This is a genomic window from Nonomuraea turkmeniaca (assembly GCF_005889735.1).
Classification (GTDB): domain Bacteria; phylum Actinomycetota; class Actinomycetes; order Streptosporangiales; family Streptosporangiaceae; genus Nonomuraea; species Nonomuraea turkmeniaca.
Genome location: NZ_VCKY01000038.1, coordinates 1 through 23697 on the forward strand (window position 1 = coordinate 1; position 23697 = coordinate 23697).

19 protein-coding genes are annotated in these 23697 nt (G+C 69.7%); 6 read left to right on the top strand and 13 right to left on the bottom strand.

Going from position 1 to position 23697, the window contains the following annotated elements; genetic code table 11:
- Positions 1 to 225 precede the first annotated feature (225 nt).
- From ETD86_RS13840 to ETD86_RS13855, 4 genes are read right to left on the bottom strand one after another with little or no spacing between them, the layout of a single operon-like run.
- Positions 226 to 1635 (bottom strand): NAD-dependent malic enzyme, encoded by a 1410-nt coding sequence (locus ETD86_RS13840; RefSeq protein WP_138666551.1) that lies wholly within the window; start codon positions 1633 to 1635, stop codon positions 226 to 228.
- 56 nt (positions 1636 to 1691) lie between these two features.
- On the bottom strand, positions 1692 to 2321 hold the full coding sequence (locus ETD86_RS13845; protein ID WP_138666552.1) for a cytidylate kinase-like family protein: 630 nt from the start codon (positions 2319 to 2321) through the stop codon (positions 1692 to 1694).
- A 9-nt stretch (positions 2322 to 2330) separates the two neighbouring features.
- Entirely contained in the window at positions 2331 to 3269 is a 939-nt protein-coding gene (locus tag ETD86_RS13850; RefSeq protein ID WP_138666553.1) for a tetratricopeptide repeat protein, read from the bottom strand.
- On the bottom strand, positions 3253 to 3804 hold the full coding sequence (locus tag ETD86_RS13855) for a MarR family winged helix-turn-helix transcriptional regulator (RefSeq protein ID WP_246147895.1): 552 nt from the start codon (positions 3802 to 3804) through the stop codon (positions 3253 to 3255). The genes ETD86_RS13850 and ETD86_RS13855 overlap by 17 nt, the downstream gene beginning before the upstream one ends.
- A 228-nt stretch (positions 3805 to 4032) precedes the next feature.
- Between ETD86_RS13855 and ETD86_RS13860 the strand changes: the two genes are divergently transcribed.
- The 3 genes from ETD86_RS13860 (at position 4033) to ETD86_RS55085 (ending at position 7052) form a co-directional block, all read left to right on the top strand.
- Positions 4033 to 6036: a hypothetical protein gene (locus ETD86_RS13860; RefSeq protein ID WP_211370030.1), complete on the top strand. Its 2004-nt coding sequence runs from the start codon at positions 4033 to 4035 to the stop codon at positions 6034 to 6036.
- Between the two features lie 28 nt (positions 6037 to 6064).
- The gene (locus ETD86_RS13865) at positions 6065 to 6736 is read left to right on the top strand and encodes a DUF4230 domain-containing protein (RefSeq protein WP_138666554.1); all 672 of its coding nucleotides are present in this window, start codon (positions 6065 to 6067) and stop codon (positions 6734 to 6736) included.
- Between the two features lie 163 nt (positions 6737 to 6899).
- Positions 6900 to 7052 carry a hypothetical protein gene (locus ETD86_RS55085; protein WP_170223070.1) on the top strand — a complete coding sequence of 51 codons (153 nt, stop codon included), beginning with the start codon at positions 6900 to 6902 and terminating at the stop codon, positions 7050 to 7052.
- A 161-nt stretch (positions 7053 to 7213) separates the two neighbouring features.
- On the opposite strand, the gene ETD86_RS13870 is transcribed toward ETD86_RS55085, so the two are convergent.
- The 4 genes from ETD86_RS13870 to ETD86_RS13885 all read right to left on the bottom strand — a co-directional run bounded on the left by ETD86_RS13870 (position 7214) and on the right by ETD86_RS13885 (position 10115).
- Positions 7214 to 8182: an NAD(P)-dependent alcohol dehydrogenase gene (locus ETD86_RS13870; protein ID WP_138666555.1), complete on the bottom strand. Its 969-nt coding sequence runs from the start codon at positions 8180 to 8182 to the stop codon at positions 7214 to 7216.
- Positions 8179 to 8412, bottom strand: a complete 234-nt coding sequence (locus ETD86_RS13875; protein ID WP_138666556.1) for a helix-turn-helix transcriptional regulator — start codon at positions 8410 to 8412, stop codon at positions 8179 to 8181. Before ETD86_RS13875 ends, ETD86_RS13870 begins: the two co-directional genes overlap by 4 nt.
- On the bottom strand, positions 8406 to 8834 hold the full coding sequence (locus ETD86_RS13880) for a hypothetical protein (protein ID WP_138666557.1): 429 nt from the start codon (positions 8832 to 8834) through the stop codon (positions 8406 to 8408). Before ETD86_RS13880 ends, ETD86_RS13875 begins: the two co-directional genes overlap by 7 nt.
- 93 nt (positions 8835 to 8927) lie before the next feature.
- A complete protein-coding gene (locus tag ETD86_RS13885; protein WP_138666558.1) occupies positions 8928 to 10115 on the bottom strand; it encodes an acetyl-CoA C-acetyltransferase in 1188 nt (395 codons plus the stop codon).
- An 86-nt stretch (positions 10116 to 10201) separates the two neighbouring features.
- On the opposite strand from ETD86_RS13885, the gene mce reads away from it, so the two are divergent.
- The 3 genes from mce to ETD86_RS13900 all read left to right on the top strand — a co-directional run bounded on the left by mce (position 10202) and on the right by ETD86_RS13900 (position 13409).
- The gene (mce, locus tag ETD86_RS13890) at positions 10202 to 10651 is read left to right on the top strand and encodes a methylmalonyl-CoA epimerase (RefSeq protein ID WP_138666559.1); all 450 of its coding nucleotides are present in this window, start codon (positions 10202 to 10204) and stop codon (positions 10649 to 10651) included.
- Between the two features lie 166 nt (positions 10652 to 10817).
- Positions 10818 to 12125 (top strand): DivIVA domain-containing protein, encoded by a 1308-nt coding sequence (locus tag ETD86_RS13895; protein WP_138666560.1) that lies wholly within the window; start codon positions 10818 to 10820, stop codon positions 12123 to 12125.
- A gap of 135 nt (positions 12126 to 12260) precedes the next feature.
- A complete protein-coding gene (locus ETD86_RS13900; protein ID WP_138666561.1) occupies positions 12261 to 13409 on the top strand; it encodes an AI-2E family transporter in 1149 nt (382 codons plus the stop codon).
- Between the two features lie 43 nt (positions 13410 to 13452).
- On the opposite strand, the gene ETD86_RS13905 is transcribed toward ETD86_RS13900, so the two are convergent.
- The 5 genes from ETD86_RS13905 to ETD86_RS13925 all read right to left on the bottom strand — a co-directional run bounded on the left by ETD86_RS13905 (position 13453) and on the right by ETD86_RS13925 (position 23690).
- Positions 13453 to 14241 carry an alpha/beta fold hydrolase gene (locus tag ETD86_RS13905; protein WP_138666562.1) on the bottom strand — a complete coding sequence of 263 codons (789 nt, stop codon included), beginning with the start codon at positions 14239 to 14241 and terminating at the stop codon, positions 13453 to 13455.
- 136 nt (positions 14242 to 14377) lie between these two features.
- A complete protein-coding gene (locus ETD86_RS13910) occupies positions 14378 to 14815 on the bottom strand; it encodes a cold-shock protein (RefSeq protein WP_138666563.1) in 438 nt (145 codons plus the stop codon).
- A gap of 357 nt (positions 14816 to 15172) precedes the next feature.
- A complete protein-coding gene (locus tag ETD86_RS13915; protein WP_138666564.1) occupies positions 15173 to 16324 on the bottom strand; it encodes an NB-ARC domain-containing protein in 1152 nt (383 codons plus the stop codon).
- A gap of 222 nt (positions 16325 to 16546) precedes the next feature.
- Complete coding sequence (locus tag ETD86_RS13920) at positions 16547 to 17308, bottom strand: SDR family NAD(P)-dependent oxidoreductase (RefSeq protein WP_138666565.1); 762 nt, start codon at positions 17306 to 17308, stop codon at positions 16547 to 16549.
- Positions 17309 to 17429: 121 nt separating this feature from the next.
- Complete coding sequence (locus ETD86_RS13925) at positions 17430 to 23690, bottom strand: RHS repeat domain-containing protein (protein WP_138666566.1); 6261 nt, start codon at positions 23688 to 23690, stop codon at positions 17430 to 17432.
- Positions 23691 to 23697: the final 7 nt, after the last annotated feature.

Consider the following 23697-nt stretch of genomic DNA (forward strand, 5'->3'; position numbering starts at 1 on the left):
ATAAGAGACAGCTCCCCCATAGGGGCGCCAACCAGCCCCCTAGGCCCTCAGCCTTCGCAACGCACGCCCCGCACACCGGGAGCCCCCGCTTACGGCACCCCTACACCGCCCCAGGTCACACGCCCGCACGGGCAGACACGCGCATGGGCCTTCACGCGCCGGTGCGGCGGGAGGCATGCGGCGGGGCGTCCGGCGCACCGGCGGCCCCCGTAAAGAAGGAAGTCCTCAGGCTTCTGTGAAGCCTCTCGCCCGGCCGCCCGCGGACTCGCGGACGGCGGCGGCAACCGCCCCCGCGACGTCCGGGTGGAACACGCTGGGAACGATGTAGTTGGGCCCCAGCTCCTCCGGCGTGACGACCGCCGCCAACGCACGGGCCGCCGCCAGCAACATCTCCTGCGTCACCCCACCCGCCTGGGCATCCAGCAGCCCCCGGAAGACACCGGGGAAAGCCAGCACGTTGTTGATCTGGTTGGGGTAGTCGGACCGCCCGGTGGCCACCACGGCCGCGTGCTCCCGCGCGTCGTCTGGCGACACCTCAGGCTCCGGATTGGCCAGCGCGAACACCACCGCGTCGTCGGTCATGGTCGCGATGTCGTCCCCGGTCAGGATCCCCGGCGCGGACACCCCGACGAACACGTCGGCACCCTTGACCGCCCCCCGCAGGTCCCCGGCGTACCCTTCGGCGTTGGTGTGCTCGGCGATCCACCGCAGCGACTCGTCGAGGTCGTCGCGCCCCTTGTGCACCGCCCCCAGGTAGTCGCAGACGATCAGGTTACGCGCGCCCGCCGCCAGCAGCAGCCGCAGCACGGCGTTGCCCGCCGCACCCGCGCCGGCCATGGTGATCTTGACGGTCTCGAGGCTCTTGTTCACGACCCGCAGCGCGTTGGTCAGCGCCGCCAGCACGCAGATCGCGGTCCCGTGCTGGTCGTCGTGGAAGACGGGGATGTCGAGCAGCTCGCGCAGCCGACGCTCCACCTCGAAGCAGCGCGGCGCCCCGATGTCCTCCAGGTTGATCCCGCCGAATCCGGGCGCGATCACCTGCACGGTGCGGACGATCTCGTCCACGTCCTGCGTGTCCAGGCAGATCGGCCAGGCGTCGATGCCCGCGAACCGTTTGAACAGCGCCGCCTTGCCCTCCATGACCGGCAGCGCCGCCTCGGGGCCGATGTTGCCCAGCCCGAGCACGGCCGACCCGTCCGTGACGACGGCCACGGTGTTGCGCTTGATGGTCAGGCGCCGCGCGTCCTCCTTGTTGCGTGCGATCGCCATCGACACGCGGGCCACGCCCGGCGTGTACGCCATCGACAGCTCGTCGCGGTTACGCAGCGGCACCTTCGACACCATCTCGATCTTGCCGCCGAGGTGCATGAGGAACGTGCGGTCGGACACCTTGTGGATGACGACGCCCTCGACGGCCTCGAGCTGGTCGACGATGGCCTGGGCGTGGTCGGTGTCCCTGGCGGCGCAGGTCACGTCGATGCGGAGCTTTTCGTGGCCCGCGGTGGTGACGTCGAGAGCGGTGACCACGCCCCCGGCGGTCTCTACGGCGTGGGTGAGCAGGCTGACGGCCTTGCCGCCTGCGGGCACCTCGAGCCGCACGGTGATGGAGTACGACACACTAGGGACGGTCGCCACGTCAATCGCTCCTTCGGGACTGACCAAGAAGTCCTCCCATGTTAGGGGGCGTTAGGTCAATCCAGTGCCTCGGCTGCCGTGGCGATCAGGTCGACGCACGTCGGAACGGGGATCGTGGTGCTGTCCACGACCAGATGATATTGACACGCGTCCGACGGATCAGTGCGGTAGAAGGTGCGCCAGTAGGCCATCCTGGCCCGGTCGTTGTCCTCGATGATCCGGCGGGCTTCGCGCTCGCTGACCTCGCCCAGCGTGGCCGTCTGCCGGATCCGGCGTTTGACCGGGGCGTCGAGCCGGACGTGCAGCGCGCCGGGGTGCTCGGCGAGGACCACCGCGCCGGCCCGGCCCAGGAAGACGCCACCCTGAATGCGGGCGGTCTCCCTCATCATGCGCTCGGTGCGGCGGACGAACTCCTCGGGCGCGAGCGGCATCGCGCCGGGAACATACATGTCCACGCCGCCGAACGTGACCGTCGGAAGCCGCATCGCCCCCGACAACAGCCTGCCGAGGCCGTGCTCCGCACGGTCGTCGTGCGCGAGCGCCTCCTCCAGCGTGCAGCCGAGCTCCTGGGCGACGGCACTGGGAATGGCCCGGTCGACGAATGGCACGCCGAGGCGCTCGGCCACGGCCGGGCCGATCTGGCTCCCGGCCGTGCCGTATGTCGCCGATATGGTGACGACCCGCATATCCCCAGGTTAGAACAGGGCGCTCGCCAAAGCTCTACGCGCTTTCACCAAAGATGGGTCGTCGGCGGGCAACGCGTCGAACAGGCCGAGCAAATGACGCCTCGCCTTGTCCCGCTCGTCACCCGACGTGCGCTTGACCACGGCGATGACGCGGTCGAACGCCTCGTCCACCTGGCCCGACAACATCTCCAGGTCGGCGGCGAGCAGGTGCGCGTCGATGTCGGCCGGGTCCTGCAGGCGCCGCTGGACGTCGGCGGGGTCGGCACTCTCCGCGCGCTTGATCAGATTGACACCGGCCAGGCCCATCTTGGCGTCCTCGTCGCCGGGCGCGCGGGCCAGCAGCCGCTGGTAGGCCTCCGCGGCCGCGTCGAGGTCGCCGCTCTCGATCGCCTGCTCCGCGGCGGCCAGGTCGGGGTCGGTGGGCGGGCCCGCGGGCGCCGCCTCCTCTTCGCCGGCCGCGGGCGGCCGGGCATCGGGGTTGGCCTCGTAGAACTGCTCGACCGCGCCCATCAGCTCGTCGAGCCAGCGGCGCACCTCCTGCTCGGGGAGCACCTGCTGGAAGCCGGTGACCGCCTGCCCCTGGAAGATGGCCAGCACGGTGGGGACGGCCTGCACGCGCAGCGCCTGAGCGATCTGCGGGCTGGCGTCCACGTTGACCTTGGCCAGCACGGCCCGGCCGCCCAGGTCGCCGACGACCTTCTCCAGCACCGGGCTCAGCTGAGCGCTGCCCGGTGCCCGGGGAGACCAGAGGTCGAGGACGACCGGCACCCTCATGGACCGGTCGATGACGTCGGTCGTGAAGGTCTCCTCGGTCACGTCGACGATCGAGCCTGGAGCACCCGCCTGGGGACCTGCCGCCTCCCGCCGGGCCTGCGCCTCCAGTGCCTGCTTGCGCGCGCCCAGATCCACCGCTCCGTAGAGCGACCCGGGCCTAGAGAAGTCCGCCATGCTCTTCATCTTGCCGTATGGACGGGCCCGCGAAGTCACCCGCCGCCACCCTGAGCGTGCGCAGCTGGTCGAACATCTGGTGGAGTTCGTTCTCGGCGTACATGCCGAGGCCGAATTCGGCGGCCATCAGGTCGCTGGTGGCCCGGCGTACGACCTCCCTGCCCGCGGGCGTGATCTCGGCCAGCACGCCGCGCCCGTCGCGCGGGTTGGGGAGGCGGCAGACGAATCCGGATTTCTCCAGCCTGTCCACGGTGTTCGTGACACTCGTGGGATGGACCATGAGCCGTTCGCCGATCTTCGACAGCGGGAGCGCCCCTGTCCTGCTGAAGGTCAGCAGGACCAGCGCCTCGTATCGGGCGAAGGTCAGGTCATAGGGCTTCAGTAGCGAGTCGAGCTGCGACAGCAGGATCTGATGCGCTCTCATGATCGAGGTCACGGCCGCCATGGCGGCAGAGGGCCCGAAGTGCGCGCGCCAGCTCTCCGCGGCGCGGTCGATGGGGTCGAACGGCAGGTTGAGCGGCTTCGGCTGGGACACAGCGATACGGTAGCGCGCCTGTCGTCCCGTTTCGTTCCGACTACCTGGAGCGACAGGCCTTCTCGCTTGACCAAGAATCCGGACGTCAACCATCACGCTCAGTTATGGTTCTCGTACGTATGGTGACGCGGAAGCCAAGTCGATCAGCCTGTGGGGACCGGCTGGACTGATCGTTTCCGTCTTGCCGAGGGGCACGGGGGTGCTTGATGAAATGCAACGGGACTAAGTGTGCGTGATCACGCGGGCGTTTCACGGGAGGAGCTGAAACAGAGCGCGGCCGTCACGGTTGCCGTGCTGCTGGCTGTCGGCCTGGTAGCGGCGTGGAACATCCTCATTCCAGGCGTCGACGCGTGGGAGAACATCGTGGCCGCGGTCATCGGCTCGCTCCGGTTGACCGGACCCGTGGCCGCGGCCTTCGCCGCATGGGTGGCGTTGCGTAAGCGCAGGGCGCTACGCGGCCGCTCGCTCACGACGTGGCGGGCGCTCAAGGCGCCGCTGGCGATCGTGGTGGTGGTTCTCGGGTCGTTCGGGGCGACGGTGCTGGTGCTGGCGGTCAAGACGGTGCTGACCGACCAGGCGGGCCGGCTGAGCCTGTCGGGGCTGGGCATGGGCATGGCGGGGCTGGCGCTGTACTCGGTGATCGGGTGGGTGGCCGGATGGGTGCTGCCCAGGTCGTTCACGCCGCCGCTGGCCGGGCTGGCCTGCTACGGAGCGTTCTCGTGGCTGGCCGACGACCGGGGCTGGGCGGACAAGCTGGCGCCCGGCACCGGTGAGCCGTACGACCTGTTCCAGGGGCTGAGCGGGGCGCCGTTCTTCGACCAGACGATCTGGCTGCTGGGCATCACCGCGGCGCTGCTGCTCGGCTGGGCGGCGCTGGTGACGCGGCAGGCGCTGGTGCTGGCGTGCGCGCTGCTGGCGGTGCTGGCCGCGGGGATGGGTGTGTCGCGGGTGCTGACGCAGACCCGGCCGGCCGCGGCCGAGGACATCGCGTACAGCTGCCAGGAGTGGCCGATCACGGTGTGTGTTCATCCGGGGATGCGGGCGGGGCTGACCGAGCTGGGGGCGGCGTTCACGCAGATCGCCTCGCGGCTGGCCGGGACGCCGGCGGCGTTCACGCGGGTGGAGCAGCGGCCGCTGGGCGACCAGCTGAAGCCGTCGAGCGGGCTGGCGCCGATTCACGTGCCCGATCTCTCCGCGGGGTTCGCGGAGGAGGCGGCGTACGAGTACATCGAGTCGCTGGCCGCCAAGTGCCCCGGCACGGTGGCGGAGGGCTACCGGGAGATCGTGATGGCCTGGCTGCGCGGGGAGCCGCTGCCCGGTGGGCCGCTGCCGGAGCACCAGTACGCGGCGTCGTGGTTCTCGTGGCTGAGCGAGCACCAACGGCGGGAGTGGTTGCGGATGTTCTACAGCGACTTCCAGAACTGCGGGCTGTCGAGCACGCACTTCGGCGGCGGCCCGGCGCGGCCCCAGCTGGCGTCGCCGTCGGTACGACCGATGCCGGAATCCACCCAGGTGTATCCGGTGTACCCGGACCCCTCGGGCACGCCGACGGCGAGCACGGTCCCCGGCACGCTGGGGCCGGGCGCCGCGACGGGGTGGACGCCGCCGCAGGCCGCCGCGCAATGGACGCCGCCCGGGCAGTCGTTCGCGGACGGCGGCGCGGCGCCCGGACCGGGGCACACGGCCGGGGGCGCGGCACGTGCCGCCGGCCCGTCCGGGACGGCCGGTGCCACGCCGGTCGCGGCGGGATGGGCGACGCCGGGCGCGCCGACCGCCGGGTGGGCGTCGCACACGTCGCAGGGCGCCGGGTCACAGGGCGGGTCGTATGGGGGCGGGGCACACGGCGGGCAGAGCACCATGCCGTACGCCGGTCACAACGGTGGGCCCCACGGTGGATCCCACGGTGGGCAAGGCGCCGGGCCGCACGGTGTGCGAGGCAGCGGACCGCATGGCGGGCCCGCCGGCCGGGCGCTGAGCGGCCCAGCCGATGGGTCGCCTGGCGGCGGGCCTGGTGCCCAGGCACTGGGCGCCCCGGCCGACGAGTCGCCGGGCGGCGGGGCCGGCGCCCGGGACGGGAGCGGGTCGCCGGGCCATGGGCGGCAGCAGGGCGGTGGACAGCGCAGCTGGTCGCGGATGACGTCCGAGGCCGGGTGGGCGCCCGGCATGTCCGGCTCTGGGTGGGGACCCGCAGTCGTGGCGGAATCGGAGATGTCACCAAACAGCTGGCAATGATGATCGGCCAGCGGGTAGTCATGCGGGCATGACGACTTCCCGTACGACGTCGCCCGAGGTCATTCCCGGGCGGCGCCGCAGGTGGCGATATGTGGCGGGTTTCCTGGTCCTGACGGTTCTGCTCGTGGTGGCCGGCCGCCTGGCCTGGACCTGGCTCAACCCGATGGGCGAACAGACCATCGACCGCAGCCAGCCGGTGCTGCTGCAGTCGATCAAGGATCTGAGCCGGTTCGAGGCCGCGACGGGGAACTTCCAGGTGGTCGTGGACCTGGAGAAGGACGCGAACTTCCTGCCCGACGCGATCAAAGGCACCAGGACGTTGTTCGTCGGGGCCGGCGGTGTGGACGCGTACGTCGACTTCTCCGCCATGGCGACGAACGCGGTGACGGTCTCGGAGGACCGTACCGAGGCGACCATCCGCCTCCCGCGCGCCCAGTTGGAGAAGCCGAACCTGGACAACAACCGCTCGTACGTGTTCGCGCAGCAGCGCGGCCTGTTCGACCGCGTCCAGGACTTCCTGTCGGGCTCCCCGGGCGACCAGCGCGAGCTCTACCTGCTCGCCGAGAAGAAGATCACCGAGGCGGCGGTGGCCAGCGACCTGCGGGCGAGGGCCGACGCCAACACCAAGGCGATGCTCTCGGGCATGCTCAAGTCGCTCGGTTTCACGAAGGTCACGGTCAAGTTCACCGATGAGCCCTAGGCCGCTCTCACAGCCGCCTTAGGCCCCTGTGCACGCACCTAAGTACCCCCCGAGATGGCCATACGCCCGGAGATAAGGCATACGCCCGATGTGCCGGGGAGGGCCTTAGGAGGAGTTTTAAGAGTGCAGACAAAGGCAACGCACTCAGCACAGGAGCACTCGGATGAACGCCGAACTCGAATACTCGATCATGCAGCACCGCGCCTCCGAACTTCGCCGGGCCGCCGCCGAGCACCGGCGCGTCCGCGAGGTCGCGAAGGGCTCGCGGTCCGAGCGCCGTCACCGCTCGATCTTCGCCAAGCTCCTCGCGTCATGACCGCCCACAAGCAGCCCGGCCGCATCCTCCCTCGCGGCCGGGCTGAACAGCCCCCGTAAGGGGGCCGCTCGGAGCCGAATTCCTGGTCTCGGCGACGGGTGATGCGTTACCGAGCCCCGGTCCCTGGTCGGACCGGGGCATCGCGCCGTCCGGGGCCCGTCTCACACGGTGATGACCATCTTGCCGCGCGCGTGGCCCTTGGCGAGCTCGCGGATTGCCTCCGGCACGTCGCCCAGCGAGTACGTCTTCTCGACCACAGGCACGATCTTTCCGTCCCCCGCCAGCTCCGCCAGAGTCTCCAGGCTCTCCCGCTTGGGAAAGGCGAAGACGCCGCGCAGCCTCTGGCGGGTGAACGGCCCGAGCAGGACCGTGCGGAGCAGCCGATCCATCCCCGACAGCCACCGGCCGCCCCCTTCGCCGCCGATGATGACGAACGTCCCGCGAAGGGTGAGCGCCCGCCTGAGATGGGACAGCGAGCGGTTGCCCGCGGTGTCCAGGATGAGGTCGTAGTGGCGCTTGCCGTCGGCGAAGTCCTCCTCGGTGTAGTCGATGACGTCGACCGCGCCGATCGACCGTACGAGCGCCACCTTGGACGTGCTGCACACGCCGGTGACCTCCGCGCCGAACACCTTGGCCAGCTGCACCGCGAACGTCCCCACACCCCCGCCGGCGCCGATGACCAGGACCCGCTGCCCCCTCCGCACGCGCCCGACGTCGCGCAGCGCCATCAGCGCGGTCATCCCCGACGTCGGCAGCGCCGCCGCCTGCTCGAACGTCACGTTCTCCGGGATCGGCGCGAGCCTGTCCTGCGGGGTGCGCGCGAGCTCGGCGTAGGCGCCGCCGCACGTGCCGAACACCCGGTCGCCCGCCGCGAACCTGGTGACGCCGGCGCCGACGGCCACCACCTCCCCCGCGACGTCGCCGCCCATCCAGGGGCTCCTTGGCGCGCGCAGACCGGTGGCGACGCGCATGAGGTACGGCACACCCTCCAGCATGTGCCAGACGCCCATGTCGACACCGGCCGCGCGGACACGTAACAGCACGTCGTCGTCGCCGGGCACCGGATCGTCGACCTCACTGAGGCCGAGGACGTCGGCCGAGCCGTACCCGCTCCGGGTGATCGCCTTCATGATTTCTCCTGTTCGAGGTCCGGGTACTGGAACACGTCGTCGAGCGGCACGCCGAACACCCGCGCGATCTGGAACGCCACCTCCAGAGAAGGCGAGTAACGGCTCTGTTCGATGGCGATGATGGTCTGCCTGGTGACACCGACGCGGTCGGCCAGCTCGGCCTGCGTCATCTCGCCGTGCGCGAACCGCAGGGCGCGGATGGAGTTCGTGACCTTCGTGGACTTCACCATGCCGGGAGCCCTCGGCGATAAGCGATGATCTTGAGCGTGGAGCCGAGCACGGCCGACAGAACGAACGCCAGGTAGAGCGTGTTGGCGATCCAGAAGTGGTTCCACTCGGCCATCGCCATGACGAGCGCCGCGATCGCGCCGGCGACGAGGAACGACTGGCCGGCGTACTCGCCGTACCGGTGGATCTCGCGGTCGCGCTGGTCCTTCTTACCGACGTCGGCGGGCGAGGCCAGGCTGAACACGATGAACAACACGATCGACGCCAGGCACGCGCCGCCGATGCTCCACAACAACGGCGCCACGTACGACACCTCGGTGAGCGGGGTCGGGCCCGCCCTGCCGAGAATGATCGCGAGGTAGATCCCGTACCCGGCGACCGAGACCACCACCATGATCCACGCGCGTTTCTCTTCCGATGCCATGCCACCAATGTAAAGCAGCACAGACATCATGTCTAGAATTTTTTACATCACCGAGATCGCAACGCGCGGGTGCGGCTCCAAGCGGCCGGAAGACTACGGCTTGGGGACGGTGATGAGGAGGGCGTCACCCTGGCCGCCGCCGCCGCACAGGCCGGCCGCGCCCAGGCCGCCACCCCTGCGCTTCAGCTCGTGCGCCAGCGTCAGCACGATCCTCGCGCCCGACGCTCCGATCGGGTGGCCCAGGGCGATGCCGCCGCCGTTGACGTTCACCTTGTCCAGCGGCACGCCCAGTTCCTTCGCCGACTGCAGGACCACGCTCGCGAACGCCTCGTTGATCTCGATCAGGTCCAGGTCACCGGCCGTCACGCCCTGCTTGGCCATGGCCTGCTTGATCGCGTTCGCCGGCTGGGACTGGAGTGAGGCGTCCGGGCCCGCCACGTTGCCGTGCCTGCCGATCTCCGCGAGCCACTCCAGGCCGAGCTCCTCGGCCTTCGCCTTGGACATGACGACCACCGCGCAGGCGCCGTCGGAGATCTGGGAGGCCGAGCCGGCCGTGATGGTGCCGTCGGCGGCGAAGGCGGGGCGGAGCTTGGCCAGCGTCTCCGCCGTGGTGTCGCCGCGCACGCCCTCGTCCTCCTTGACGACCACGGGCTCCCCGCGCCGCTGGGGGATCTCCACCGGGACGATCTCGTCGTCGAAGACGCCGTTCTTGATCGCGGCGGCGGCGAGCTGGTGGGAGCGCGCCGACAGGTCGTCCTGCTCCTCGCGGCCGATGCCGAGCCTGGCGTTGTAGCGCTCGGTCGACTCCCCCATCGCGCACTGGTCGAACGCGCAGAACAGGCCGTCGTGGGCCATCGAGTCGACCACGTCGGCGCCGCCGTACTTGACGCCCTTGCGCAGCCCTGGCAGCAGGTGGGGGGCGTTGGTCATGGACTCCATGCCGCCGGCCACCACGATGTCGAACTCGCCGGCGCGGATGAGCTGGTCGGCCAGGGCGATCGCGTCCAGGCCCGACAGGCAGACCTTGTTGATCGTGATGGACGGCACGGTCATCGGGATGCCGGCTTTGACGGCGGCCTGGCGCGAGGGGATCTGGCCGGCGCCGGCCTGAAGGACCTGGCCCATGATGACGTACTCGACTGCCTCCGGCGCCACGCCGGCCCGCTCCAGCGCGGCCTTGATGGCGATGCCCCCCAGCTCGACGGCCGACTGGCCGGACAGGGCGCCGAGGAGCTTCCCAATAGGTGTGCGAGCTCCGGCCACGATGACGGAACGGGACATGACAACGGCCTCCTGTGCTCGCGCGTCGGCTTCTTTGACACGATACCCACGGGTAGGACGACGCTGACTATGGAGGTGGGCCACACATGTTCATGCGGATCGACCACATCGGGATCGCCTGCCGCGACCTGGAGGAGAAGATCGCGTTCTTCTCCGAGACGTTCGAGCTCACCGTCGTGGCCAGGGAGGTCAACGAGGAGCAGGGAGTGAAGGAGGCCATGCTGCACATCGCCGACGGCGAAGGCGGGGGCTCCTACATTCAGCTTCTAGAGCCTCTCTCCGACGACTCGCCTGTGGGAAAATTCCTCGCCAAGCGGGGCGAGGGCGTCCATCATGTTGCATTCGGTGTACGCGACGTCACGCAAACCATGGATAAGATCCACCAGAAGGGTGTGAGGCTGCTGGACGAGCGTCCCAGGCACGGGTCGATGGGCTCACAGATCGCCTTCCTGCATCCGAAGGATGTGGGGGGAATGCTGACGGAGTTGGTCCAAGCGGCCAGACCCGAGCAAACGGAGAAAAACGTTCATATGTAACTAGTCACGCAGAAAATTGGACGGGGCTTCGCAGGCAGCACCAGCGGAGTACGCTTGACCTTCCCGGACATGGAGCCTGCCGCGAGGCACAGGTTCCTGGATCGGATGCCCCGAACCCCCCGTCCGGCCCCGTGTAGCCGTCTCGACAACCCAGGATCGAGCCTCCATGCAGTCCGACATCGACGCCCAGCTCAATAATTTCTTCGAAGACGCCCCAGCCCGCGAGTTCGACGTGGTGCTTCGTGGTTACGACAGGCATCAGGTCCACGATCATCTCAAGACACTCGACCAAGAGCTGCGCCAGGCCCGCGAGCAAGCCACCAGCCTGCAGCGCGATCTGTCCGACTCCCAGCGTCAGCTGCAGGAGCAGGAGCGCCCGACCTACTCCGGTCTCGGCGCCCGCATCGAGCAGTTGCTCCGGCTGGCCGAGGAACAGGCGACGGAGCTGGTCCAGGCTGCCAGGTCCGAGGCCAACGAGATCAAGGCCGCCGCAAAGGTGGAGGCGGCCGACCTGCGTGCCGCCGCCGAGGCCGAGGCCGCCGAGAAGCGCGCCCAGGCCACGCGGGAGACCGACGAGATGCGCACGGCCGCCGATCGGGACGCCGAGGAGATCCGCTCGACCGCCCGCCGGGAGGCCGACGAGCTGACCAACACCACCGAGCGCGAGGCCGCCAAGCTGCGGGCCACGGCCGACCACGAGGTGGCGGAGAAGCGGGCCGACGCCGAGCGGGAGATCGCCAAGCTCCGCACGACCACCGAGCGCGAGGTCGCCCAGCTGCGGGCCTCGACCAAGCGCGAGCGCGACGAGGTCCTGACCACCGCCAAGCGGCAGGCCGACGAAATGCGTGCGCAGGCTCAGCGGGTGCTGGAGGAGTCGGAGGCCAAGCGGGCGCAGGACGAGGCGGAGTTCGAGATCCAGCTCGCCGCCCGCCGGGAGGAGGCGGAGCGCCAGGAGGCCGAGCGCCACGCCACCGCCCAGGCTCACACGCAGAAGCTGGTCGCCGAGGCCGAGCAGCGGGCCGCCACGGCCGAGTCGCGGGCCACGAAGGCCACCCAGCAGGCCGAGCAGACCCGCCGCGAGGCCGACCTGCACGCCAAGCAGCTCGTCGCGAACGCCCGCAAGAGCGCCGAGACCATCGTGGCCGACGCCAAGTCGAGCGCCGAGACGATCGTCACCGAGGCGAAGAGCGAGGCCGACCGCACCCGTACGGCGATGCAGCGCCAGGTCGACGAGCTCACCCGCCAGCGCGACAGCATCACCAGCCACCTGGCGCAGCTGCGCCAGCTGCTCGGTGGGGCGGCCCTTCCGGGCATGGAGCCGGAGCCCGCGGTCGCGGCGGCCCCGCCCAAGCCCGCGATCGCCGCGCCCGCGTCCGCACCCGCGGTCGAGGCCCCGGCTTCCGCTCCGGCGCCCGCGCCCGCTCCCAAGGTGGAGACCAAGTCCGAGGACGACGCGGAGTGGTGGCAGGAGTAGACATCCGTTTCACGGGGGCCGAGTGACGGCTGGAGAGAGCCTGGCGATCTGACGGTCGCTAGGCTCTCTCTTTGTCTTTGGTGTCGGGTCCGTGCCCGCCATCGCTTTGTCGCCGACGTTCTCCCGGGAGTCCCGTTGTCCACAGAAGCCGAGCCCGCAGCCGCCGCCGAGCGGGGAGCACGCGAGGACGAAGAGGCACCCAAGGAGACCGCGGAGAGCCAGGAGGACCCGGCCGGGCAGCCGTTCGGGCTCCCCGGCAAGCCGCTGGCGCGCGGCCCGTTCCTGTTCGGGCTGGTCGGCGGGCTTGGAGTGCTGACGGCGATCGCGATCGGGCAGATGGTCGTCAACTCGCTGAGCACGATCATCCTCGTCGTGGTGGCGATGTTCCTGGCCGTCGGACTCAACCCGGCGGTCGAGGCATTACAGCGCAAGGGCCTGGCCAGGCGGGGCGCGATCTCGATCGTGTTCGCCGGCGTCATCGTGGCGTTCGCGCTGTTCGGGCTGGCAGTGGTGCCGCCGGTGAGTCAGGAGCTGACGGAGTTCGTCGCGGCGGTGCCCGGATACCTCAACGAGCTGCAGAACCATCCGACACTGCGGCAGCTCGACGCCGAGTACAAGATCATCTCGCAGCTCACGACGTTCGTGACGGGTACGCTCGGGCCGTCGCTGGCCAGCGGAATCATGGGCGCGGGGCTCGTGGTGCTGGACAGCGTGTTCACCACCGTGACGCTGCTGGTCCTCATGCTCTACTTCCTGGGCTCGCTGCACACGATCAAGGACTACCTGCTCAAGCTCATACCGTCCTCGCGCCGGGTGCGCACCAGCGCGATCAGCGAGCAGATCCTCACCGGCATCGGTGGTTACGTCGCGGGCAACGTGCTGATCTCGGTCATCGCGGGCGTGCTGACGTGGATCTTCCTGTCCGTCGCGGGGGTCAAGTATGCGCTCGCGCTCGCCCTGGTCGTCGCGCTGACGGACCTGATCCCGCTGGTGGGCGCCACGATCGGCGCGGTGCTCGTGACCGCCGTGGCGTTGCTGCAGTCGGTGCCCGCGGGCATCGCGTGCGCGATCTTCTTCGTGATCTACCAGCAGGTCGAGAACTACCTCATCTACCCCAGGGTGATGAAGCGCTCGGTGGACGTGACGCCTGCCGTGACGGTGATCGCCGCGTTGTTCGGCGGAGCGTTGCTGGGCATCGTCGGCGCCCTTCTGGCCATCCCGGTGGCCGCGGCGATCGCTCTGATCATCCGCGAGGTCGTCATCCCCCGCCAGTCACAGGCCTGACTCCGGCGCGGACCCGGGCGCCCGTCAGAGGCGGGCCCGATGGTCACTGCCGTACGCCACCCAGCTCTGTCCTGAGGAACTCGGCCACCGCCGCGTTGAACGCCTCCGGCTGCTCCACCGCGCTCAGATGACCGGCCTTCGGGATGACCTCCAACCGGCCGTTGCCGGGCACGGCCCGCGCCATCGCCTCGGCGTCGGCGGGCGGCGCCAGCTCGTCCTCCTCGCCCACGAGGATCAGCAGGGGCACCTTGAGCGCGCCGAGCGTGTCGAACGAGTCGGGCCGCGCGGCCATCGCCCGCTGCGCCCAGGCGACGGCACCCGGCGGCGCGGACTGCACCAGCCCTTTGACGCGCCCGAACACCATCGCGCGCCGCTCCTTGGTCGTGGGCCCGATGAGCGCCGGCAGCACCTCGCTGACCAGCACGTCGCTCCCTTCGGACAACACTGCCTGCGCGATGCGCTCCCTGTTCTCCCTCGCCGGAGCCGGGTCGGGGCCGGCCTTGGTGTCGGCCAGGATGGCGCCGAGCAACCGGTCGGGGTGCCGACGGCAGAACGCCATGGTCACGTAGCCGCCCATGGACAGCCCGCCGACCACCGCCCTGTCGATGCCCTCCTCGTCCAGCAGCCTGGCGACGTCGTCGGCCATGAGGTCGAGCGACGGCTCGTCCTCGCCCAGCCGCGATCCGCCGAATCCGCGCAGGTCGGGGGTGATGACCCGGCACACCTTGGCCAGCCCTTCCCGCTGGGCCAGCCACATGGCCGAGGACAGCGGGAACGCGTGAAGCAGCACAACCGGGAGCCCGGTCCCGGCCGATCTCGTGTAGAGCTGCACGGATCACACGGTAACGCGGTTCACGGCGACAATCACTCAATGTCGTATGCCGATATCTCCCATAACGCCGCCCCTTTCCCTGGGATCCGGATGATTCACCCCACCCAGTAGACGTCCCGCGATCTCGGTTGCCCACTCAAGGGCATCTCGCCGGGTGTGAAGGCAAGAACCGAGCCCTGACCAAGGGACTCGAAGTAGCGGTGGCCCAAAGCGCGGAGATGTGGAAGAAGTAGTCTTGATGGCCCGACGTCATGAAGCCGAATCCCTTGTGGTGGACCACGTTGGTGACAATGCCGATCCTGCGGGCGAGATGCTCCGGATCGACGCGACGCCGGCGTTCGGTCAGTCTCGACACGACCTCGCGACATTTCCTGGCGATGTAGTCATCGGTGTCCTCCCGAGCGGCCGAGTCCGTGAAATAGGCGGCCATCATGCACAGATCCAGGGCCTCACCCGTGAAGTCGGCGGGTGCGAGACTCTCGGCGACCTCGACCCCGAACTCGACCTCCTCGGCCGGCCGGATCCATTCACGGCTGTCCGCGGCCTGTTTCGCGATTTCCGAGCAGGCGCGCATCAGGTGGAAGACGGCGTTCCGCCGGGAATCGGTGGCTTCCCGCGATGACCGGATGGCATACGAGGCCGCTTCCATCGCCTCCCTGTGCGCCCCCAGGCGAAGGTGGGCGTCGCTGATGGCCTTGTGCAAGCTGGGGCTGTGCGGTCGAACGACGCGGCGCAGCGGCTGACCGCTCCTCGAATCGGTTCTGCGTCGTCAGTTCAAGTGCTTCGCGAAGGTTCCGTGCCGCGTTGTAGTCCCCCACACCGCGTACGTTGATCGTGAACGGCGAGTACGGGTCCCTCGTGTGTGCGGCCTGAATGTCGCCGCCGACCGCATACAGCTCGCGCTGCCTGTTCATCAGACGGTTGCGCTCACTCATGGTGATACTGGGCTGAGGGTCTTCTGCAAATAGCGTCGCGCGAAGTCGCTGAGTTCCAATGCGGTGCTGGAAGCCCCTCGGGAAACCTGGGAGACGAAGTTGATGGTGGTGAGCGCCAGGACGACGGCCTGCGTCCGCGCGGCGTCGTATTCGTTGAGAAAGGCGAGCTCGGCCAGCGTGTGCGCGCCCGGCACCACGATCATGGACCGGAGGGCGGCCTTGGCGTCCTCCGACAAGTACTGGAAGACGTTTGTCATGCAGAAGTCCAGCAGCAGTCCGTCGTCACTCAGCAGCTGCTCCGGGAGCTCACCGGCTTGAATCCCCGAAACGAACCACTTGATGTGGGCCGGATGACCGCGCATCATGTTCGCCCACGCGATCAGGTCCGCGTCTGACGCCCTGGTCAGCAAGTTGATCCCCCGGCGCCGGCCCAGGATGCGCATGAGTTTCCGGGCGTCGTCGATGCCTATGCCGGTGAGCGTGATGGGATATTCCGTGCGTACTCCGATACGGTTGGTGATCAGGACCTTGCTGCCACGGGTGGTCTCCCCGTCCGCCGCCCACGGCCGCCGTGGCGGAGGCGAACAGGCCCAGCGAATCCTGGCGGCGCCTTCGATTCTCACGATCTCCTGCGACGTGAGCTGCGCGTTCTTGGCCGTCACCCAGACGAGGGCCTCGAAGGGGCAATCGGCCTGCTCGATCAGGTCGTAGCAGACCTGCAGCGCCAGTGCGGTCTTCCCGACGCCGCCGTCGCCGAGGATCGAGATCACGGGCCATGCGCCGTCGATGGCCTGCATGACCCTCTGCCGTTCTTGCCGCCGGCCCAGCAGCGAGGTCTCGTCGAAGTCGGGGGCGGGCAGGTTGTGCGCCACGTCGGGTGCGGGATCCACGATGAGCGAAGCAGTGGCGTTGAGCACGTTGCCCGGATTGCTCTTCACATCTGCGCGGGCCTGCTTGGTGTTGTCCCATTCATAGCCGGGAACCCGCACGAGCATTTCCGCGAACTCGACCACCTTGGGTAAGTCGTCCAGCTCGAGCAGCCGCGAATGCGCCACCCTGTTGCGGACCTTGACGAGACCGACCGCGTGTTTGTACACGTCGTCCGCACGTGCCGCCAGCACATCGGGAAGGAACCGCTTGATCCGCATGAAAACGCGTCGAACGCGTCCTGGAACTCCATATAGGGCGCAAGCCCCGAGATGTGTTCGGCAGCCGTCGGGGCTCCGCCACGCTTGCGTCGCTCGAGAGCGCGGTCCAGCACGTCTAGCGCGGCAGAACGTGCCTTATCCGTAACAATGGAGGGACGGCACAAATCGCCATAATTTACCTATTGAGCGATATCTCGCAAATCCCGTATACATAACAGGCGACTATCCGATGGCGGTGGCGCCTCCGTCGATGAACATGACCTGGCCGGTCATGTACGCCGACGCCGCGCTGGCCAGGAAGACCGCCGGCTGGGCCATCTCCTCCACGGTGCCCCAGCGCCGCATCGGCACGGAGCCGACCATGGCGGCGCTGGAGGCCTCGTCCTCCCAGAGGTTCCGGTTGAGTTCGGTGGCCGTCCAGCCGGGGCACAGGGCGTTCACGCGTACGCCGGCCTGCGCCCACTCCACGGCGAGCGTCTTGGTGAGCGCCACCAGGCCGGCCTTGGCGGCGGCGTACGGGGCGAGGAAGGGGGCGCCGAGCGCGGCCACCGACGCCACGTTGATGACCGACGCCCCGCGCCGCTCCAGCAGGTGCGGGGCGGCCGCGTGGCAGACGACCATGGCGGAGTCGAGGTTGAGCCGCATGAGCTTGTCCCAGCCGGACAGCCGCAGGTCCTTGAACTCGACCATGAAGTTGGACCCGCCGGCGTTGTTGACCAGGATGTCGAGGTGGCCGAGGCCGTCGACGGCCGCCGCCACGGCGCCGGCGGCGGCGTCGCGGTCGGTGAGGTCGGCGGGGATGACGACGGCCCGCCGGCCCAGCGCCTCGATCTCCTTGCCGACCTCGGCGAGGCTCTCGGCGGACCGGGACACGAGCGCGACGTCGGCACCCGCCTCGGCGTAGGCGAGCGCGATGGCCCGCCCGATGCCCTTCGACGCCCCGGTGACCAAGGCCTGCTTACCACTCAGATCGAACGCGCCCACGCCGCCTCCTCCGCTAGAACCGAACAAAATTCTAACCCGGACCGGGGACGAGCGGGGCCGCGATCGTGCGGACAGGGCAGCGGCGGTGCGAGGGCCCCCACGCCCCCGCACCGCCACGCACTCAGAAGAAGAAGCCGAAGAAGTCGTCCAGGCCGCTCTGGTCGATCCAGCGGGTGACACGAGCGCCGGTCTCGGCGATCGTGCCCGTCCGCGTGTTCTCCGGTTCGATCTTCTCCGGCCGGAAGATCTGCTTCTCACCCTGGCCGGAGCCGCCGGGCCGCATCTGCGGCGGCGGACCGTCCGGGTACATCCGGCCGTCCCGGTAGACGGTGTAGGACTGGGTCGGCTGGACGCTGCCGTCGTTGCGGTAGACCTGCCCCGGCCGCGGCTGCATCGGCTGCCGGCTGTCCCTGGGCGGGGTCTGCCGCTGGGTGGCCCTGTGGCTGGTCGGCCGCTGCGCCGGACGCTGCCGCGCCCGCTGGATCCCGCTGGGGAGCCGGCCGGCCCGCCTGTTGCGCGCCCTGGCCGCCTGCGCGGCCCGCCTGGCCGCCCGCGCGTCGGCGGCCTTCCTCTTCGCCTCTCGTCTCGCCGCCGCCGCGGCCCGCCGCTGGGCTCTGGCCGTGGCCGCCTTCCTGACCCTCTGTTCCGCCTTTCTCCTGGCCTCCGCTTGGAGGCGCTTCCTGGCCGCCGCGGCGGCACGCTTGCGAGCCGCTTCCGCGGCCCGCTTCCTGGCCGCCTCCGCCGCACGCCTCCTGGCCTCGGCGGCAGCGCGCCGCCGGGCCGCCGCGATCGCGGCCCGCCTGGCCGCCGCCCGTGCCGCCGCGATGGCCGCCCGCCTGGCGGCGGCCATCGCCAGCCTCCTGGCGATGATCTGGGCCGCGATCCGCGCCGCGATGGCGGCCGCGAACCAGAACAGCTGCCCGTCGGGGTCGGTCATGGTGACGGGGCTGTTGTTGGCGTAGGCGTAGGCGTTGAGCTGCTGCGGCTCCGACTCCTCGATCACGGGGTCGACCGACAGGAATCGGCCGTGCTTGGGGTCGTACTCGCGGGCGCCCAGGTGGACGAGCCCGGTCGTCGGATCCTGCGTGCCCCCGACGAACGCGCGTTGCCCCGGCCAGAACGCCGGTGGCGAGCCCCGGTTCTCACCGAACGGGGTCATCCTCCGTACGGCCAGCTCGCCGGTCCCGGCGTTCACCGCCGCCTGGGCCGTGCCCTGATGGTCGCCGGCCAGGAAGTACACCTGGTTGTCCGGCGTGCGCACCGCGATGGCCTCGCCGTTGATGGTGTAGTAGCGGGTCTGCTCGACGGCGTCCTTGGCGAAGTCGAAGCGCAGCTCCATGTCGTCGATGTAGAGCGTGGCATCGGCCGCTGTCTTGCGGATCAGCCGGTCGCCGTCCGCGCTGTAGACGAACGACGTCGTCTTGCCCGCCTCCGTCACCGACTCCAGGTTGCCCTCGGCGTCCCAGACCAGGCTCTGGTCCGAGGTGCCGACCTTGCGCCTGGTGGTGTTGCCCGCCGCGTCGTACTCGAACAGGTCCGCCCCGACGCTCTGCAGGGCATGCGGCTGCTTGGCGCCCGGCGCGGGGTAGGTGTAGTCGCGGACGGTCTCGCCCGCGCCGCCCCAGGCGTGCCTGGTCTCCTTGATCCGGTTGCCGGTGGAGTCGTAGGCGTAGCTGACCGCGTACGGGGCCACGCCGCCGATCTTGCCGGACTGCGGTGTCCCGCCGGCGCAGTCGTCGGTGGCCGTCCAGGCCGAGGTCAGGCGGCGCAGGTGGTCGTAGGTGAAACACTGCGTGTCCTGGCCGCCGGCCCTGTCGGCGATCTTGGTGATGTTGCCGACGGCGTCGTAGGTGTAGCTGAGGTCGAGATCGGTCGCGGTGGCGCCCTCCCTGTCCAGCCGCATGCTGGTCAGCCTGCGGGTGGCCTCGTCGTGGGTGTAGGTGAGCCAGGTCTTCTTGCCCCCGGTGCCCAGCTCGTACTGCAGGGTCTCGCCGAGCTTGGAGTAGCGGGTCGCGGTCACGTACGTCGACAGGCCGGTGACCTTGGAAGGCTGGCTCAGCCCGTCGTAGGTGTAGACGACCGATTCATCCGCCAGCCCGCCACCGGCCGGGAAACTGACCGACTGGACCTGATCGTCGAGCGTGTAGCGGGTGTTGAGCACGTACGAGCCGGCCAGCTTGCCCTCCCGCTCGGGGATGGTGACCGTCTGGCGCAGCGTGCGGTAGTCGGCGTCGATGGCGTTGATCTCCGCCTTGTACGCCTGCCCGCCCACGTAGCGGATGCTGGCGTTCATGTGGCCCTTGGCCAGCCCGTCGTACCTCCACTCGGCCAGCAGCGGGCCGGTCGCGGAGCCGTCACGCAGCTCCTTCTTACGGCCCAGCTCGTCGTAGACGTACCAAAGGGTCCTGCCGCGGGCGTCGGTGGTGCTGACCAGCTCGTCGGCGTCGTTGTAGGTCATGGTGGTGACGCCCTTGTCGGGGTCCTCCGCCTTGATCTGCCGGCCGCGCAGGTCGTAGTGGTAACGCCATACGTTCCCGGCCGAGTCGGTCACCGTGGACAGGCGTCCGGCGTGGTCGTAGGTGTACTTGGTGGACTCGTACGCGCCCGTGGGGGTGGCGCCCTTGTACTGGCGCAGCTCGACGAGCCGGTCCTGGGAGTCTCCGATGCGGGTGGTGGCGGTGCCGCCGGGCGGCGGCGTCACGTGGATCCGGTCGCCCTCCTGCACGGTGCTGACCCGGTACTTCTCCACGCCCTTCGTCTTGAGGATCTGGGCGTTGACATCACCCGTCCCGTCGAAGGCCGACACGACCTGCGTGGGGACGTCGGCGTCGGCGACGCCGAGCAGGTCGGTGGACGGGGTGCCGGTGGCGAAGAAGCCGGTGTTGGCCTTGCTCCGCTGGCCCAGCGAGTTGTAGAGGGTGTCGGTGATCGTGCGCCCGTCGCGCAGCGCCGGGTCCTGCGTCTGCTCGTCCCTGGGCGCGGGCTCCTGGGTCTGGCGCTCGCGCATCAGGCCGTCGTACAGCTCGTGGCTGGCGGAGTACGTGCCGTCCGCGTTCAGCGTCTTGGTGGTGACGACGCTGGGGCCGTCGGTGCGGATCACGTAGGAGTACTCGGTGCTGGGCGACTGCCCGGCGGCCTTGCTGCGGTCCGCCTGCCAGACCTTGACCAGGCGGCCGAGCGCGTCGTACTCCATGTCGATGCGGCGGTTGTTCGCGTCGACCTCGGCGACCGGCTCGCCCCAGGCCGGGTTGACCTGGGTGCGCTCGGTGTGGCCGAGCTGGTTGGTCTGCGTGATCTCGGTCGGCGGGGCGCCCGCGGCGGGGGTGTAGGTGGTGGTGGACTTGGTGCCGACCGCGTCGGTCTCGCTGGTCTCGCGGCCGTAGGCGTCGTAGGTGTGGGTGCTGTCGGTGATCGTCGTTCCGTCCCCGGAGACGAGCTGCTGGACCGAGGTCACGTCGCCCTTGCTCGGGGCCTGGCCGAACGCCTGGCCGTCGTACCCGACCTTCTCGTCGGAGATCACCTCACCGGCGGCCAGCGTGGACACGGCGGTGCCGCAGCTCGCGGCCACCTTCTGGACGCGGCTGGTGTAGTCGAGCATCCAGCTCGCGTCATTGCGGGCGTAGGTGTAGCGGATGCACTGGTCGTCCTCGGACGTGGCCAGGTCACCCTTCTCCTCCACCTGAGTGAGCAGGCCCTTGGCGTCGTATGCGCGCTCCTCGCCGGTACGCCGCCACGTGCCGCCGGCCAGCGCGGTACGGGTCACCATGGACTTCGGCTCGACCATGTGCGCGACCTTGGTCACGCCCCCTTGCGTGGACTCGGCGGTCTTCAGCGACCACGGCTGCTCGACGGTCGCGGACAGGATGGCGCCGCCGTCCCCGTCGTAGGTGATCTCCTCGCGCTCGAACCCGGAGTACTGGTCGAGGTCGTCCACCTTGACGCCCTCGGAGTCCTCCACCTGCGCGGTGCGCCTGGAGCCGTCGGCCTGCTTGTCGCCGTGCATGCCGCGGAAGTAACGGACCTCGGTGAGCGTGCGCTTGGTGTCCTGCCCGTCGCCTTCGCGGACCCGCACCCGGCCGAAGCCGCGGAAGTCCGACCACGTGCGGTGCTCGGGCTTGACGAGGATGTTGTCGGCGTAGTGCCAGGCGGCGCCGTCCAGGTACTCGTAGCTGGTGACCACGCCCGGCGAGCCCGCGACGCGGTCCACCTCGATCGTCTGCGCGACCACGTACTTGTGGAACCAGTCGGTCACCTCCGACTCGGCCGGCGGTGACCAGCGCTGCGGGAAGCACAGCCGGTTGTTCTTGTCCGCCACCGGCACGTCGCCCGGCTTGCAGTCGGCGGGGGCGTAGTTCACGCGCAGCTCGCCGCCGGACTCGTTGTTGATGGCCTGTACGCGCCACTTGACCAGCGGGGCGCGGCCCTCGTTGGCGTCCACCCGGTTGGGGAGCTGGACGCCGACGAACGTGACCTTGGGCAGCGTGATCGTGCCGCCCACGTGGCCGGTCTGCTGGACCGAGGCCAGCCACAGCGAGGGGCTGAGGCCGTCACCCGTCGCCGGGAACTGATGGGTGAGCGACCAAGAGTCCACCGGGTTGTACTGGCCGGAGCCGTTGTTGATCTGGGTGGTGACCTTGGTGAGCCGCTTGCGCGTGAAGAACGTCGGCGCCAGGCGGTCGATGCACTTCACGCCCGCGTCGCAGATCTGGTCGAACGGCACATCCGGCCAGTGGCTCGCGGTCTCCTTCTTGAGCTGGTCGGGGGCGCAGGTGACGGTGCCGCTGGGCAGGCAGCGCTCGGCCACCTCGAACACCACGCGGGCCGCCGGGGCCTTGGTGAACAGCTCGTTCTGGAGGTAGCCGTAGTCGATGCGGGTGAGGTAGGCGCCGCGTACGTACTGGGTGCCCAGCTCCGGCTTCATGTTGCGGCCGTAGTAGTTGGTCTCGCGCTCGTACCAGTAGGTGGTCGCGTTGCCGTGGGTGTCCACGGAGTAGTCGAGGTTCCACCGGTACGCCTGCTGGCACCAGGCGTTGGCCGGGGTGCTGTTGTAGCAGGGTTCGCCGCTGTTGTTGCCGAACACCGGCACCGTCTGGACGGACTTGGTCTCCGGCTTGCCGCTCGCCCACCCGGGCAGGCGGTTCAGGCCGAAGGTGTACTGGGTGCCGTCGGCGGTGGTGACGCGCCAGTACTCGCCGTTGTTGTCGCCGTTGGCGGCCCCGGTGAGGTACTCGACGCGGGTGCCGTCGTCGCGCTTGGGCCGCCACTGCTTGGTCGTGGCGTCCTTGACGAGCTCGACGGCCGAGTTGCCGAGCGACAGGGTGGCGTTGTCCTGGTCCCAGCACAGGTCGCCGGTCTTCTTGCCGTCGATCATGCACGACTTGTGGCGGCGCTCGACGTAGCCGCTGGGGTTGAGCTCGAAGCCCTCACCGGCCCAGGACGCCTGGTTGTTGGTGGAGACGGTGCGGCCGTCCACACTCTGGGAGGAGTAGCCGAGGGAGATCTCCGGCTCGTCGCCGCCCAGCGCGGGTGGCGTACGCATGTCGTAGCCCCAGGTGAAGTCGCCGGTCTGGGTGCCGACGCTCCAGTCGGCGGAGGGGGCCAGTGAGGTGGCCGAGTGGTCGCCGGAGGGGCCCGAGGCGGCGGCTGTCACCGCGTAGAGGCCGCTCGTCTCGACCTCGGCGGTCAGCGTGCCGTTTCTCGGGTTGTTGTCGCTCTTGACCGGCTGGGGCGCAGGACAGCCGGCGGCGTCGGTGAGCGCGCACTCCTCCAGCTTGACCATCCGGAGGCGGGCGCCGTAGTCGCCGCCGTAGGCGTAGCGGAAGCCCGAATAGTCGATCTCCAGGCGGGTCTTCTTCGCCGCCTTGGCCACCGCGACGCCCTGACCCGGCGACACGCGCATCGCCAGGCCGAGCCGGTCGGTGTCGAGCAGTTCCACGCTCACCGGGTCGGCCCCGGCCGCTGTTTCCCGCGCTGTTGTCCGCGCGGCGAGTCGCACGGGGAAGTCCGCGGCCAGAGTCGTGGCGGCGGCCCCGCCCAGCTCCGCCTTCCGTGTCTTGGGCCAGGTGATGCCTGGTGGCGCCTGCCACGCCTGTTTCTGCACGGGATCGGCCAACGGGGGCAGGACCGGCACCTTGGTGCCCTTGACCGGTGCCTCCTTCTGCGGCGTGGGGGCCGGGCGGGAGGCGGCAGACGCGGGCATGGCGTACGTCAGGGGCACGACCAGGACGATCGAGAGGACGGCCGCCAGCCGGCGCGGCCAAGGGGATTCGGGCTTGGCCTCCAGGAAACGGTTCCAGGAGGAGTCGGGAATGTCCGGTTCGTCGGGTTGCTGATGTCGGTTCCAGCGGGATTCGGGCAGCTCTAACTCACTCGGCAGGTCCATGAACCTC